Source organism: Faecalibacterium sp. AF10-46, from assembly GCF_003604105.1.
Taxonomy (GTDB): Bacteria; Bacillota; Clostridia; order Oscillospirales; family Ruminococcaceae; genus Faecalibacterium; species Faecalibacterium taiwanense.
This window is the reverse complement of record NZ_QVGY01000001.1, coordinates 620,811-635,081: the sequence shown is the minus strand read 5'-3', so window position 1 is coordinate 635,081 and position 14,271 is coordinate 620,811. Positions and strand designations below refer to the sequence as shown.

Here is a 14,271-nt window from a genome sequence, read left to right as displayed (position 1 = left end):
AAATGGAGTGAAAGTGCTATGAGCAAGTGGTTTGGGAAGCTTGGTTTCGTGGAGACCAAGGAGACAGAGCTGAGTGTGCACTCGGAGATCGTGACAGAGCGTGACTGTTACGGCGACCTGACACGGAACACGCGCAGGAACCAGTCCGGCGACAAGGTGAACGATGATATCAGCCTTGCGAACACGCTGAGCGTCATCGCTGACCCGTATGTTCAGGAGCACTTTTCCAATCTGCGGTATGTGACGCTTTATGGCGGAAAATGGAAGGTGACGGACGCGAGCGTGGAGTACCCGCGCATCGTGCTGACGCTGGGAGGGTTATGGCATGGCAATGAAACTGAGTGAAAGACGCTCCGGGCTGGATGCGCTTTTGCGCAGCATCGTGAAACAGCGGTGCGGCAGTGAAAACGTGTACTACCAGCCGCCTGCAAACCTGCGGATGAAATACCCTTGTATCTGCTACAAGCTGGAAAAGATCCGCAGCCTGAAGGCTGACGACCGCGTATACCGCCAGACCTTCCATTATTCTGTTACCGTGATCGACACAAAACCGGACAGCGAAATGACGGCGGCCATGGGTTTGCTTGCAAAGGCTTCTCATGACCGCCATTTCATTTCGGACAACTTATACCACGACGTATTCAGCGTGTGGTACTGATATCTATTTATAAAGGAGGACAAAACCTATGGCAAAACTGAATTGGGACGTTGACGGTACCCGCAAGTTCCACGCCGGTGTTTCGTACGGCGTGGTTTACCCCAAGGCCGATGGCGAGGGCTACGACAATGGCGCTGCATGGAATGGCCTGACCGGCGTGACGGAAAGCCCCAGCGGCGCAGAACCTACCGACCTGTGGGCTGACAACATGAAGTACGCCCGCCTGATCTCCGGCGAGGACTACGGCTTTACCATTGAATCCTATATGTACCCGCCCGAGTTTGAGCCCTGCGACGGTCTGGGCAGTCCTGTGAAGGGCGTGCGCATCGGCCAGCAGAAGCGCAAGGCATTCGGCTTTACATGGCAGACCAAGGTGGGCACCGATCAGGACCCCGATGCCGGTTACATCATCCATGTGGTGTGGAATGCGACCGCAAAGCCTGCTGAGAAGAGCCACGAGACTATGAACGACAGCCCGGATGCCGAGACCTTCAGCTGGGAGTGCGATACCGTGCCTGTGAACATTGCAGACCTGAAGGCTGCGGCGGTGGCAGAGTTTGACAGCACTGAGCTGACCGCAAAGCAGATGAAGGCCGTGGAAGACCTGCTGTACGGCACCGACAGCGAGAATGCAAAGCTGCCCACCCCGGACGAGCTGCTCGCTGCAGTAAAGGCTGCTGTGTAAAAACGCCCTCTCAGCGCGCAGTCCGGCATTTGCCGGCGCTGCTTGCAGCTCTCCCGAAGGGGCGAGCTTTGCTGAGAGAAAAAAATCAAAATGAACCGATAAGGAGAGATTAAGATGCTGAAAAAGACCATTTCCTATACCGACTATGACGGTAACCAGCGCACCGAGGACTTCTACTTCAATCTGTCCATGGCCGAGCTGACGGAGATGCAGATGAGCGTAGAAGGTGGTATGAGGGGCTACATCCAGCGCATTATGGCAGCCAATGACCAGACTGCTCTGATGAAGCTGTTCAAGGACGTTCTGCTGATGACCTACGGCAAGAAGAGCGACGATGGCCGTCTGTTCCTCAAGAATGATGCCATTCGTGCAGAGTTCGAGGCAAGCCCGGCTTTCAGCGCAATCTACATGGAGCTGATGTCCGATGCGCAGAAGGCGGCAGATTTCATCAATGGTCTGATGCCTGCTGACCTGTGCAATCAGAACCCGGCTATGGAGATGGCCGCAACCGCAAGCGCTGCGCCTGCACTGAGCGTGGCACCGGTACAGGGCTGATAAGCTCTGATATTTTGCCGCTTCGGCGGCTAGGGATGACCGCGTAAAAAACGGCCATCCTTTTATTTTTTTGCCTTGGAAAAGACACGCATTTAAGAGCACAGGGGAGTGAAAGAATGCTGGAATTGCATATTCCCGGCGAAGAACGCTGGGATGAGCGAACAAACATGTTCGTATACGACGAGCCGGTAACTTTGAGGTTGGAATACAGCCTGCTCTCCCTGTCTAAATGGGAAAGCAAATGGCACAAGCCGTACTTGGACGAAAACGTGAAGAAAACACGCGAAGAAACGCTTGATTTCGTCCGATGCATGACCCTGACAAAGGGTGTGGACCCGACCGTATACACAAGACTGCGGCGGGAAGACTGGCTGGCCATTCAACGATATATGAGCGACCCGATGACGGCCGCGACCTTTAAAGACCGCAAAGGCGGCAAGAAGCGCGCACGCTACCAGACGGCAGACCTGTTTTACGCCGCCATGGCAAGCTACGGCATCCCGTTCGAGTGCGAAAAGTGGCACCTGAACCGGCTTTTGGCGCTGATCCGGGCCTGCGGGGAAGAGAACCTGCCGCCCGAGAAGATGGGCAGACACGAGCAGGCGGCGCACATCCGGGCGCTGAACGCACAGCGCAGGGCGAAGTTTCACTCGAGGGGGTAAGAGCTTTTGAGCAAGGTAATTGAGATCCGGCAGAAAGGCGACTTTAAGAAAAGCCTGACCTTTTTCAGCCACATCAAGAGCTGGAGTGTGCGGCCAATTTTGGAAAAATACGGCAAGCTGGGTGCAGAACGGCTTGCAGACGCTACCCCGAAAGCCACCGGAAAGACAGCGGCAAGCTGGAGCTACGAAATCAAAATGGACAAGAGCGGGGCCACGCTGTGCTGGAAGAACAGCAACATTGTGGACGGAGTGCCTATTGCGGTGATCTTACAATACGGGCACGGGACGAGAAACGGGGCCTATGTGCAGGGAGTGGATTATATTAACCCTGCCTTGGCTCCGATTTTTTCTGCTCTGGCCGATGAATTGTGGAAGGAGGTGCGAAATCTTTGAGTAAAGAAATAGATGAACGCGTCGTAGAGATGCGGTTCAACAACGCATTGTTTGAAAACAAAGTTCAGCAGACAATGCGAAGCTTGACGGCACTCAACGAAAAACTGATGTTCAAAGGAGCGGAAAAAGGCTTTGAGAAAGTCTCAGATGCATCAGAAAAGGTAAAATTCAATGCTTTGCTGAATGCTCTGGATAATCTGAGCCAAAAATTCTCGGCTGTCGAGGTGATTGGCGTAACTGCGCTGATGCGGATTACAAATCAGGCAGTTGATGCTGGTGAACGGCTTGTCAAAGCATTATCGCTTGATCCTATTATCAGTGGCTTTCAGGAGTATGAAACGCAGATCAATGCAGTTCAGACGATTCTGGCCAATACATCAAGCAAAGGCACTACGTTGGGCCAAGTCAATGCTGCACTGGATGAGCTGAATCACTATGCCGACCTGACGATTTACAATTTTACGGAAATGACCCGTAACATTGGCACGTTTACAGCGGCAGGCGTTGATTTGAATACTTCCGTTTCAGCTATTAAGGGTATTGCAAACCTTGCAGCTGTATCTGGCTCGACCAGCCAGCAGGCTAGTACAGCCATGTATCAGCTCTCACAGGCACTCGCATCCGGTACTGTGAAATTACAGGATTGGAACTCCGTAGTCAATGCTGGTATGGGCGGTCAGGTGTTTCAAGATGCCTTGAAAGAAACCGCTCGTGTGCATGGTATTGCCATTGATAGCATGATAAAAAAGGAAGGTTCCTTCCGTGAGACCTTATCCAAGGGATGGCTGACTTCGTCTATTCTGACTGAAACTCTTCAGAAGTTCACTGGCGATCTCAATGAGGAAACCTTGAAGTCCATTGGATACACCGATGAGCAGATCAAGAAAATCATGGAGATGGGCAAGACTGCAAATGACGCTGCAACAAAAGTCAAAACGTTCAGTCAGCTGAAAGATACTTTGACCGAAGCGCTGCAGTCTGGATGGACTCAGACTTGGCAAACGATTATTGGTGACTTTGAAGAGGCGAAAGAGCTTTTCACAAGATTCAGTGACGTCTTTTCAGATCTTATAAACAAATCGTCTGAAGCCCGTAATACCATGTTGGCCGGAGGCCTGAATACCGGTTGGCAGCAGTTGAGAACCACACTGGGCGACAGTGCTGACTTTTATAGTCAGATGCTGGAAAAGGTCATGCTTGCAAATGGTTCAATCAGTCAAAAACAGATTGATGATGCCGGAAGTTTTGCCAAGGCTTTGCAGCAGGGAGGTGTTTCCGCTGAGCAGCTTCAAAATGGGTTGAAAGAATCGTACAAGCAGCTTTCAGCACTGGGAGCTTTGAGTGACGATGCTTTAAAAGCCAAAAAACTCGATCCTGCTCAGGTGAGGTCTCTGGCAAAGAGCTTTGAGGAAGTTAATCAGCAGGTCGCAGACGGCAGCCTGAATCTTGATATTTACTCCAAGAAAATCGGTGAGCTCTCCGGTCGGGAGCATCTTATCGAGTCCATTTGGAATGTTTTTGAGGCACTTGAAAAAGTTGTGGAGCCGGTAGCACGTGCCTGGCAGAAGATATTCTCGCCCATCACGGCCGATCAGATCTACAACATCGCAAAGTCAATTGACGAGTTTACTGCAAAGCTCAGCATCAGTGACGAGACAGTCGATAAAATCGAACGAACATTCAGTGGTATTTTTGCTGTGCTGAATGTTGGGAAAAATGTGCTTTTAACCGTTGGTAAGGTTCTGGGGGAGGTATTCAATGCTGTATCTCCACTTGCTGGCGGCTTTTTAAGTATTACAGCGTCATTGGGCGATTGCTTGGTTGAGATGGCCAATGCGGTCAATAACTCTAAGGCGTTTAAGACGACACTGGATGGTATTCACTGGATTATCGGAAAGGTGTCTGAAGGGATGCAGACCTTTGCAGGGGTACTGACTGATGTATCGAATAACGTCTCTGTCGTGTTCGACCCGTTAAAGACCCTTGGTGAGTGGTTTGAAAATTTTATTTCTTTCATTACACCAAAGCTGAAATGGCTTGCTGATAAAATCGGGGAGATTTTTGAAGAACTGGGCAGCGGTGCATCCGGTGCTTTTGGTAATCTGAATGGCAACGCACTTTGGGGCTTTGCGAATGCTGGAATGATTGCCGGGCTCATTGCAGGCATTAAGGGCTTTCTGGAAGCCTTTAAAGATATCGGCTCTACGGTTAAAGACACAATCGGGGGTGTGGCAGAACTTCTTAACAAGTTAGGAGAAGCTGTCACTGCATGGAAAAACAACAAGAACACAGAAACGCTCAAGACGATTTCGACCGCTGTGGCAATTCTTGCGGGGTCACTTGTTGTGCTTTCGCTGGTGAAGCCAGAACGGTTGGCTGCATCTACGGGAGCTATGATTGCGCTGTTCGCTGAACTGCTTGTGGCGCTTGCAATTTATGACGAAATTGCGAAAAAAGCCAAAAAAGTTGGCAAAGGCACCAGTTCAATGGTCGTTATGGCAGCAGGTGTTCTAATCCTTACGTCTGCGCTGAAGAAGATTTCTGAAATTGAAACCGGAAAGCTTCTGACTTCAGTTATCACATTGGGCACGGTGATGGCAGAATTGGTTGCCGCACAAGTTGCAATTTCAAAATGGGCAAAAGATGGTGCTAAGCATGCCATGGGTATGCTTGCAATGGCTGCGGCAGTTCGTGTCCTTGCAGAAGCAGTAGAACAGTTGGCTGACCTTGGCTGGGATGGAATTGAGAAGGGTCTTATTGCCGTAGCAGGACTGCTGGCGGAAGTTGCTGCGTTTTCGGGGCTGAGTAATTTTGGCGGACTGACGGCAGGAAAAGCAGTGGGAATTTTGGTCTTGGCAGCAGCACTGAGTGTGTTGGAAAAATCAGTGTCGGCATTCAGCAAGATGTCGGCAGATGAACTCCAGAATGGACTTGGTGCACTGGGTGCGATTCTTGGCGAAATTGCGGTTTTCAACATGTTGTCCAACTTGGCAGAACATGTGATTTCTACAGCAACTGCCTTAACTATTTTGTCCGGAGGGCTGCTGATTCTATCCAATGCTCTGGCAAACCTCGGTGGCATGACGCTCGGTCGGATCGGCGTGGCACTGGCAGCAATGGCAGGCGGACTGATTGAAATGGGCGTCGCACTGACTCTTGTAAAAGGCTCTCTTGGCAGTGCAACTTCGTTCCTTATCATGTCGGTTGTGTTGAATGCTCTCGTTTCTCCGCTGAAATCTCTTGGCGAAATGTCACTTGAAGAGATCGGGCATGGATTACTCGCAGTTGGTGGGGCACTTGGCATTTTTGCGATTGCTGTTGGAACAATGTCGTTTGCAGGTCCAATTGTCATTGCTGTTTCTGCAGCTCTGAGTTTGCTGGCAGGAAGCTTTGCATTGCTGCTTGGAACGATGGCAGCAGTAAGTCTAATGCCTCTTCAGATGGAAGCACTTGTCGTGGCACTTGGAACGCTTGGCTCTGCAATTGGCGTTTTTATCGCTGGAGTAATCGCAGGGCTTGGAACAGCAGCTGGAAGTATTGCTATTGCAATCGCTGAAATTATTGTAGCGGTATGCAACGCAATTGCGCAGGCCGTTCCTGCAATCGGCAATGCACTTGCTCAGCTCATCGTAGCCATTTGCAATGTTATCGTACAGTGCAGTGAGCCTATTGGACAGGCTTTGTTTACGCTGGGCACTATAGTGATCCAGACCATTATCGATCTGATCGCATGGGCATGGGATGGTGGCGGTGAGGGAGGCGGCATCAAAGGTGCACTGAGTGAACTGCTGGGAAATATTGTTGCATGGCTTTCTGAACATCTTAATCCGATAAACCTGTTTGGTGGCTTGCTGGGCACGATTTCGGGTTTCTTTGGCAAAATCGGAGAATACATGTCTCAGGGACTTGCCAATGGCCTGAATACTGGAGCTTCCGTGCAGACTGCAAACAACGGTGTTCAGACTCTGTGCAATAAGGTGAAGGATTTCTTTCGGAACGCGTTTGGAATCAATTCGCCTTCGACCTGGATGAGGGAGCTCGGCCAGTGGTTTGCACCGGGTCTTATAAACGGACTGAATGGAACAGCATCTATTACGAAGCTGAATGCTGGAACCAAGGTATTTGGTGAAAATGTAAAATCTGGACTTTCCGGTACGTTTGATGGTTTGAACCGTTGGATGTTCAGCAAAGGCAGTGATGCGGCCAGTAGTTTCTATAACGGACTGGGCGCGGCGAAGAATGTTCAAACTGGTTCCAAAGACGACTGGTTTGACGAGTGGTACGAAAAAGAGATCAGCAAGTACCGGAATGTGACTCCAAATACTGTGGCAGATGATGCTGCGGAAGATATTCTTGGAACACTTTTTGGCTCCGGAGATACGAGCCCTGCCGGTTCTGGCGGTACAACCACCGGCAAGAAAAAAGGCTCCTCCGGCACGAAGAAGACCGTGGCCCAGCAGATCGAGGAAAAGTACAAGCCGAAGCTGGAAGCAAACAAGGCGGCACGGGAAGCACTGGACAGCGAGTACGAGCTGTGGCAGACCGAGAACCAATATAGTGCGGACGAGGACACGCTGCTGGCGAAGAAGATGGAGAACGCGGCGGCAGAAATTGCGAACCAGACCGAGCGGGTGGCCATTGCACAGGCAAAGTACGACGAAATGCTGAAGCGCTGGGGCGCGGACAAGACCGAGACCAAGGAAGCCTACGCCAGCCTGCTGAGCGAAAAGACCAGCCTTGCGAAATTGCAGGCAGACCAGTACACCGGCCTGTTTGAAGACATTACGAAGCGGTATGACACCGACCTTGACACACTGGAAAAAGAGTACAACCTCTGGACTGCCCAGAACAGCAACACTGCCTCAAAGCTGGACAAGATCGATCGGGAGACTGAGTACCAGAAGGACGAACTGGAGCTGAAGCAGAAAAAAGAAGCCAAGGCGAAAGAGCAGTGGGAGACCCTGCGGAAGGAATACGGCGAAAGCGACCTGCGCACAAAGGAAGCCTGGAACGACTATCTGGATGCGCAGACCGAGAGCCTGCAGCTTCAAAATAACATTGCAAAGCAGTCTCTGAACAAGCTGGATGCGCAGCTTTCTATCATCAAGGATGAACAAAGCCGGATGCAGAGCCGCATGGACCTGCTGACGAGCGTCTACGACGACGGCAGTATTGCAGACCGTGCAGAGGCCTACAAGCAGGCTGTGGAAGAATACGGAGAGAACAGCGCTGAGGCAAGAAAAGCGAAGTATCAGGGCATCACGACCAGCATTCTGGGCACGGTGAGCGCTTTGCAGAACATGAATGCAGAGCTGCAGAAAACTGCCGAACTGCAGGATATCCTGAAGAAAGGCTATACGCTGGACGCGGACGGTAACCGGGTCGATCTGAGCGATGACGAGCGCAAGGGCTACGAAGACCAGCTGCTTTCTGCCCGCAGCTCTATGGTGAGCTTTGCAGGGGCACTGGCAGATGCCATGAATCTGGACGACAGCGGCAAGAAGCTGGTGGTAAAGCTTGCCAATGCCATCCAGAAGAACTGGGTGCCCATCAGCAACGCCTTTACCGAGGTATGGAAGAAAGCTTCCGAAGCCATGGGCGAAGAGATGAGCGGGACGCTGGAACGGGTGTTCGGTGCGGCGTTCAGCGAGGAAGGCATTGAAATCGGGACGGAGTTTCTTTCGGCCATTACATCCGCAATGCAGGGTGACTATGCCGGTGCGCTGGTATCCGCTGCGACCGCCATCATCGACCTGATGAGCACCGAGATGGGCCAGCAGCTTTTGCAGGAGACTGGAACGCTGATGATGGGGTTTGTGAGCAAACTTCAAAATGGAGCGGGACAGGTGCAAAACGCTCTGACCGGAAGCGGAGGCCTGTTGACCATGCTGAGCCAGCTGGGCACGGCAGGCGGCGGTGCGGCCATTACCATTGGCGGCATTGGCGAAGCACTGGGCGGGCTGGGCGCTTCCATACTGGCGGTGCTGCCGGAACTGCTGATTGTGGTGGGCATTATTGCAGCCATCGCGGCACTGATCGGCGGTATTGCGTGGTTTATCAGCAGCCGGAAGAAGGAAAAGGCCACCGGCGCAAAGGACGTTGGCTCGGAGATCGACAAGGGTATCAGCGATGGCGTGAAGGAAGATGCGCCCATTGTGGACGATGCCGTGAGCGACATGACCGAGAATGCCATGGACATTGCAAAGGGTGCGCTTGGGACCATCAGCAAGGTGATGGGCGACGACTACGAGTACACGCCCCAGATCGTGCCCGTGGTGGACCTGACCAACGTGCTGGAAGGTGCGGACGAGATCGACAATGCCTTTGCGGCGACAAGATCACTGAGCCTTGACGGAGATGTGAGCCGGAACCTTGCAAACAAGATCGATGCCGAAGTGCAGCTTCAAAATGGACTGAAGAGCGCCGGAAATGAGGACACGCTGCGTGCCATCAATGCACTGGCCGGGCACATGGACGGCGTGGCCGAGAGCATCAAGGGCATGAGCGTGACCATCAACGGCAGAAAGGCCATTGGCTACATTGATGACCGGATGGGACGGCTGACTGCAGCGAAAGTGAAGTGAGAAAATGGCGATCATCAAAGAACTGAACCCCGGTGATACCCTGAAAGTGTACGAGGACGGCGTTGCAGCAGAGTTTGTGGTGGCCCAGCACAACTACGAAAAAGACCTGAACGGCAAGGGCAAGACCATGCTGATGCGCACCACCCTGCTGAAAGACGCAGTGAAGTGGGGCAACAACAAGAAAGATGTTTCGTGGAAGAACGAGCCGACCCTGCGCAACTGGCTGGAAAACACCTACGCAGCACGGCTGAGTGAGGACACGCTGAAGACCATCGTGCCGGTGACGATCCGGTATGATTATGGTTCAAGTGAGAGCGGTACGCTGGAAGAACAGCGGTTCTTTGTGCCAAGGGTAGTAGACTTCAGCGGAGATACGGCGCTGTTTACGGGAATCCGAAGATTTTTTGAGGATAGTCTGAGCGGCGGCAGGGCGGATATTACCGAAGGAAGCAACATCTACGACCTGTGGACGTATGTGTTCAGCACGCGAAGCACCAAAAACTACGAAGATGGCGATAACACCCGCGGAGAGGCGCTGAGCCTTTACGTGAAGCACGGCAGAGGTGCCGACCCCGGGTCGCCGGGGTACATTAACACCTACTGGGATACGACAACGGGACAGTGGGGAGTTTCCAGCCCGAATATTCTCGTATGTTTCTGCGTGGACGAGAACGCCACGGTGGACGACAATGGATGTCTGACAGCCAACAGCGGACCGGAGATCCAGAGCAACTACTTTGGCATGAACGGCGTATTTGGGCGGTGGGGAAAGTTCGGGCTGCCGTACCGCGTTTATGATGCAGATGGTAACACCATTACCGTGACCGAAAAGCTGAACGGCGAAGTGCACAGGACGTTTACGGCAATTCAAAATGGAGTATACCGGTTTGAAATATCACAGAAAGAGCAGGAAAGCTTTGACTGGAACACCGACTATATCCTGACGGTAGAAGCCAGCGACGGCCGGACCACTAACCGGAAAAGCTGCAGAGTGAACCGCATCCGTTCATCCGGGTACGTGGTGTACATCGGGCAGATCAAAGGCACGGCGGATGGACAGAGCTACTACTGGACAGAGCGAAACATTCTGGACGATCCGTTCAACGAGAATGCGCCGGTGATCCTTGACCCGGAAGTGGCACTGGAAGCCAACGAGATCAGTTCGTTTACCTTTACTGTGCCCGTCTCGAACCCATTCTACGACAAGCTGGAGCTGAAAAAGCCGGTAGTCAGCATAGAAGAGGACGGCCGCGAGATCTTTATGGGCTATATCACCGAAATGGAAAAGAACTTTGAGCTGGACATGGAAGTGACCTGCGAGAGCGAGTTTGGATACTTGCAGGACAGAGACTGTCTGGTAGAGAACAAGTTCTACACGGCGTCCGAACTGCTGGCACTGGCGCTGACCGTGGAGGATGACCCGGAAGAACACGTCGGCTTCAAGGGCGAAGGCAAGGTGTTCCTGCCCGGAAACGTGACCGTAGAAAAGCCGGAAAGCGACACGGACAAGGAGACCAAGGCCATCAGCGACTGCTGGAGCGTACTGACCAACAGCCTGACCGGAAAGTACGGCGGATATCTGCGCCTGCGCAAAGAAATCAAAATGGTGGACGGCGTGCGCGTTTACACAAGATATCTGGACTATCTGGCAAAACTGAACGACAAGACCGATCAGGTGATCGAGCTTGGAAAGAACCTGCTGGACATTTCGTACTACATCAAGGCCGGCGACATCGTGAACTCGGTGAAGGCATATGGTTGGTACAAGAGCGGATGGTTCTTCTGGGAGACCACGAACCCCATCTCGCGGGAAGCGTACAACGGAGAATCCATCAAGAAGTACGGCCTGTGCCAGCGCGTCCTTGTGGTGGAAGGAACCGATTCCACGGGAGACAGCCTTTTGAAGAAGGCCACGGACGAGCTGAAAAAGTACAGCGGTTTCACCGGAAGTGTGCAGATCAACGCTGCAGACCTGTGTGATATTGGCGTGGACACCGACCGGCTGGACTTTATGAAGGAGACGTACGTGCTCTTGGAACCGCACGGTATCGATGACTGGCTGCCCTGCACGAAGGAAGTGATCCCGCTGCATGAGCTGGACCAGAAAGACTTTACCTTTGGTGCGACCACGGCAAAGCTCTCGTCTTTGCAGGCGGGCAACTTTGCAACGGCGGGCAAGGCGTGGAACGCGATCCAGTCCACCATTGGATACATCAACAAGTGAGGAAGATCAATGTACCATTCTCTTATTATAAATGTAGGCGACAACTACATTGACACCTGGGACGACTGGAAGCTGATCCCTTCCTCGCGGCCGGTGATTGCACCGCCCATTGAGCGGACAAAGTTCGTGACTGTGCCCGGCAGAGACGGCGCACTGGACTACAGCCGTACCCCTGCAAACCGTCCTACTTATGATGACCGTACCGGAAAAATTGAGTTCTACCTCGAAAACGACTATGCCGGCTGGGACTGGGAGACCGCGTACACGACCATCTGCGAGACCTTGAAGGGACAGCGGGTGCGGTTTGCGCTGGAGGACAATCCAAGCCATTATTATTCGGGTCTCTTGTGGGTGAACCAGCTCAAAAGCGACAAGGGGCACTCGAAGATCACGCTGGAGTACAACTTGCACCCGACCATGTACACCCTGAAAGTGGAAGCCGTGGCGCTGAACGTATACGATCTGAAGCTGAACAGAGGCATGGAGTACCAGCTGCTGGTGGGCGTTGGGCCGACGAATACGTTCTACCGCAAGATGAACGTGACCGCGAAACCGCGGGACGTGGTGAAAATTACTCAAAATGGAACCATTCTGGCCCTGCGGAAGGGCACAGCGGTGGTGACGGCAGAGTGCGGCGGCGTGAAAGCCGAGTGCACCGTGACGGTAGGCGCTTACGAGAGCTTTACCATTGAGCGGGCACTGGACGGCGTGAGCGAGACGAACCCGGTGGTGAGCATCGTTGCCGGCATGAGCTATCAAAATGTGTTCAACGTAGGCGACAGCGAGAAGGAAATGCTGGAACTGACCGTAGAGATGGGCGGCACGGATGTGACCGGAAGTTGTGTTGCCATGGCAGAGGACAATGCGAGTGCGCAAATCAAAATGGCATCGGTGACGGGAAATATCAAGATCACAGCGCATGCTGCAGCAAAGCCGGTGGCGGCGATGCTGTGTGCAGATATCCTGCCTGTGGAGGTAAAGCCGCTGAAACGGGTAGAAGGAGCATTCCGGCTTGGAAGATGAAAGGAAGGATGATATTTGAGTTTGGAAGCGTACTCCATTTTGAAAAATGGAAACGAAAAGCTCTCGGAGCATTTCAAGGTGCGCGAGTTCTACTGCCGTGACGGCAGCGACCCGGTGTTCATTGACACGGCGCTTGTGGAGGTGCTGGAAAAGATCCGGACGCACTTTGGCAAGCCTGTGACAATCACGAGTGGATTCCGCACGGCAAGCTGGAACGCAAAGCAGAAGAATGCCGCAAAGTTCAGCCAGCATCTGTACGGCAAGGCGGCAGACATTCAGGTGCAGGGCATCAGCGTGGAGCAGGTGTATGCCTACGCGGACAAACTGCTGGGCAACGCCGGTGGCTGTGGCATTTACCCGCCCGGTCTGGGACGCACCAACGGCTGGGTGCATGTGGACGTGCGCAAAGCCAAGAGCCGCTGGAAGGGGTGAGCGCCGATGGAAAGCATCATTGCCGCCATCCTCAGCGGTGTTGTGACCCTAATCGGCGTACTGATCGCAAACTCGCGTTCCAATGCCGTGATGGAATACAAAATTGAGGAGCTGACCCGGGAAGTCCGCAAGCACAACGGTTTTGCGGAGAAGATCCCGGTCATCCAGAGAGACATTCAGGTGTTGAACCACAGAATGTCCGACATCGAAGTACATGAATACGAACACGAAAGGAGCAACGTATGAATTTCAACATTACTGCAGGCACCATTGCACGTACTGCCGTTCTGCTGCTGGCTCTGTCCAACCAGATGCTGAGCGCCATGGGCAAGAGTCCGCTGCCCATCGAGAGCACCACTGTGGAACAGCTGGTGACGGCTGGCATCACGACCATTGCGGCACTGGTCGCATGGTGGAAGAACAACTCCTTTACGAAGGAAGCCATTGCGGCCGACAAGGAGTATGACCGCTTGAAGGCAAAGAGCGGGAAGTAAAAATGATATTTTGGGCAGGGCAGGAGCGGAAAATGTGATCCACACACGTATCCAACGCTGAGTGTTTCTTCTGCACTGCCTGAAAATAATTCATCTGGCACTCACCGAAGACAGGAACTGTCTGCATAATTCAAAATGGAGTGACCGGTAAGATGAAGAAAGCCCCTGCAACGATCGTTTATGGCTCTGAGTGGGAGCTGTGAGCGAAAATTGCAGGGACTTTTATTTTTAGAGGAAATGCGATATTATAAGAAGATTGATAATCAACAAGAGAACTGGACTCGATAGACGGCGAATGGATTTGGACGGGGCATTGTTTGGGTGGATTTTTTGACGAAAATATATCGATAATACGAGCAAAATTCAACAGTACGGGGTTTTTGTAACACCATTTCTATCTGATATTTATAAAGCCAATACTATGGAGCTGTTCTCTCGAAGAATCGGGAAAATGGCTCTTTTTTACGTTTTAACGCAAAAAATATGAACTGACTGGAACTTTCTGCATTTTTAAAAAAGAAAAATTGTGAATCAAAAGTGCATAGCTTAAAATTGAAATTT

The 14,271-nt window shown here is 52.3% G+C and carries 12 protein-coding genes; all 12 read left to right on the top strand.

Annotation, left to right across the window (positions count from 1 at the left end; all coding sequences use genetic code 11):
• Window positions 1-18 precede the first annotated feature (18 nt).
• Window positions 19-345: a hypothetical protein gene (locus DWV57_RS03090; RefSeq protein ID WP_120019892.1), complete on the top strand. Its 327-nt coding sequence runs from the start codon at window positions 19-21 to the stop codon at window positions 343-345.
• Window positions 326-658, top strand: a complete 333-nt coding sequence (locus DWV57_RS03085) for a hypothetical protein (protein ID WP_120019891.1) — start codon at window positions 326-328, stop codon at window positions 656-658. Before DWV57_RS03090 ends, DWV57_RS03085 begins: the two co-directional genes overlap by 20 nt.
• 28 nt (window positions 659-686) lie before the next feature.
• Window positions 687-1,343: a hypothetical protein gene (locus DWV57_RS03080; RefSeq protein ID WP_120019890.1), complete on the top strand. Its 657-nt coding sequence runs from the start codon at window positions 687-689 to the stop codon at window positions 1,341-1,343.
• A 114-nt stretch (window positions 1,344-1,457) separates the two neighbouring features.
• Complete coding sequence (locus tag DWV57_RS03075) at window positions 1,458-1,898, top strand: hypothetical protein (RefSeq protein WP_207666233.1); 441 nt, start codon at window positions 1,458-1,460, stop codon at window positions 1,896-1,898.
• Window positions 1,899-2,014: 116 nt separating this feature from the next.
• A complete protein-coding gene (locus DWV57_RS03070) occupies window positions 2,015-2,560 on the top strand; it encodes a hypothetical protein (RefSeq protein ID WP_120019889.1) in 546 nt (181 codons plus the stop codon).
• 6 nt (window positions 2,561-2,566) lie between these two features.
• On the top strand, window positions 2,567-2,953 hold the full coding sequence (locus DWV57_RS03065; protein WP_120019888.1) for an HK97 gp10 family phage protein: 387 nt from the start codon (window positions 2,567-2,569) through the stop codon (window positions 2,951-2,953).
• Window positions 2,950-9,537 carry a tape measure protein gene (locus DWV57_RS03060; RefSeq protein WP_120019887.1) on the top strand — a complete coding sequence of 2,196 codons (6,588 nt, stop codon included), beginning with the start codon at window positions 2,950-2,952 and terminating at the stop codon, window positions 9,535-9,537. Before DWV57_RS03065 ends, DWV57_RS03060 begins: the two co-directional genes overlap by 4 nt.
• A gap of 4 nt (window positions 9,538-9,541) precedes the next feature.
• Window positions 9,542-11,761: a phage tail protein gene (locus DWV57_RS03055; RefSeq protein ID WP_120019886.1), complete on the top strand. Its 2,220-nt coding sequence runs from the start codon at window positions 9,542-9,544 to the stop codon at window positions 11,759-11,761.
• 9 nt (window positions 11,762-11,770) lie between these two features.
• The gene (locus DWV57_RS03050; RefSeq protein ID WP_118527294.1) at window positions 11,771-12,784 is read left to right on the top strand and encodes a hypothetical protein; all 1,014 of its coding nucleotides are present in this window, start codon (window positions 11,771-11,773) and stop codon (window positions 12,782-12,784) included.
• A 15-nt stretch (window positions 12,785-12,799) separates the two neighbouring features.
• Window positions 12,800-13,216, top strand: coding sequence for a D-Ala-D-Ala carboxypeptidase family metallohydrolase (locus tag DWV57_RS03045; RefSeq protein ID WP_118527292.1), 417 nt, complete (start codon window positions 12,800-12,802; stop codon window positions 13,214-13,216).
• A 6-nt stretch (window positions 13,217-13,222) separates the two neighbouring features.
• Window positions 13,223-13,462: a hypothetical protein gene (locus DWV57_RS03040; protein WP_097775474.1), complete on the top strand. Its 240-nt coding sequence runs from the start codon at window positions 13,223-13,225 to the stop codon at window positions 13,460-13,462.
• Complete coding sequence (locus tag DWV57_RS03035) at window positions 13,459-13,710, top strand: phage holin (RefSeq protein ID WP_118527290.1); 252 nt, start codon at window positions 13,459-13,461, stop codon at window positions 13,708-13,710. The genes DWV57_RS03040 and DWV57_RS03035 overlap by 4 nt, the downstream gene beginning before the upstream one ends.
• Window positions 13,711-14,271: the final 561 nt, after the last annotated feature.

What these genes read in the sequence shown, in the direction of transcription:
- DWV57_RS03055 (WP_120019886.1), top strand. Translation starts at nt 9,542, where the DNA reads ATGGCGATCATCAAAGAACTGAACCCCGGTGATACCCTGAAAGTGTAC.
- DWV57_RS03040 (WP_097775474.1), top strand. Translation starts at nt 13,223, where the DNA reads ATGGAAAGCATCATTGCCGCCATCCTCAGCGGTGTTGTGACCCTAATC.
- DWV57_RS03070 (WP_120019889.1), top strand. Translation starts at nt 2,015, where the DNA reads ATGCTGGAATTGCATATTCCCGGCGAAGAACGCTGGGATGAGCGAACA.
- DWV57_RS03080 (WP_120019890.1), top strand. Translation starts at nt 687, where the DNA reads ATGGCAAAACTGAATTGGGACGTTGACGGTACCCGCAAGTTCCACGCC.
- DWV57_RS03075 (WP_207666233.1), top strand. Translation starts at nt 1,458, where the DNA reads ATGCTGAAAAAGACCATTTCCTATACCGACTATGACGGTAACCAGCGC.
- DWV57_RS03050 (WP_118527294.1), top strand. Translation starts at nt 11,771, where the DNA reads ATGTACCATTCTCTTATTATAAATGTAGGCGACAACTACATTGACACC.
- DWV57_RS03090 (WP_120019892.1), top strand. Translation starts at nt 19, where the DNA reads ATGAGCAAGTGGTTTGGGAAGCTTGGTTTCGTGGAGACCAAGGAGACA.
- DWV57_RS03035 (WP_118527290.1), top strand. Translation starts at nt 13,459, where the DNA reads ATGAATTTCAACATTACTGCAGGCACCATTGCACGTACTGCCGTTCTG.
- DWV57_RS03085 (WP_120019891.1), top strand. Translation starts at nt 326, where the DNA reads ATGGCAATGAAACTGAGTGAAAGACGCTCCGGGCTGGATGCGCTTTTG.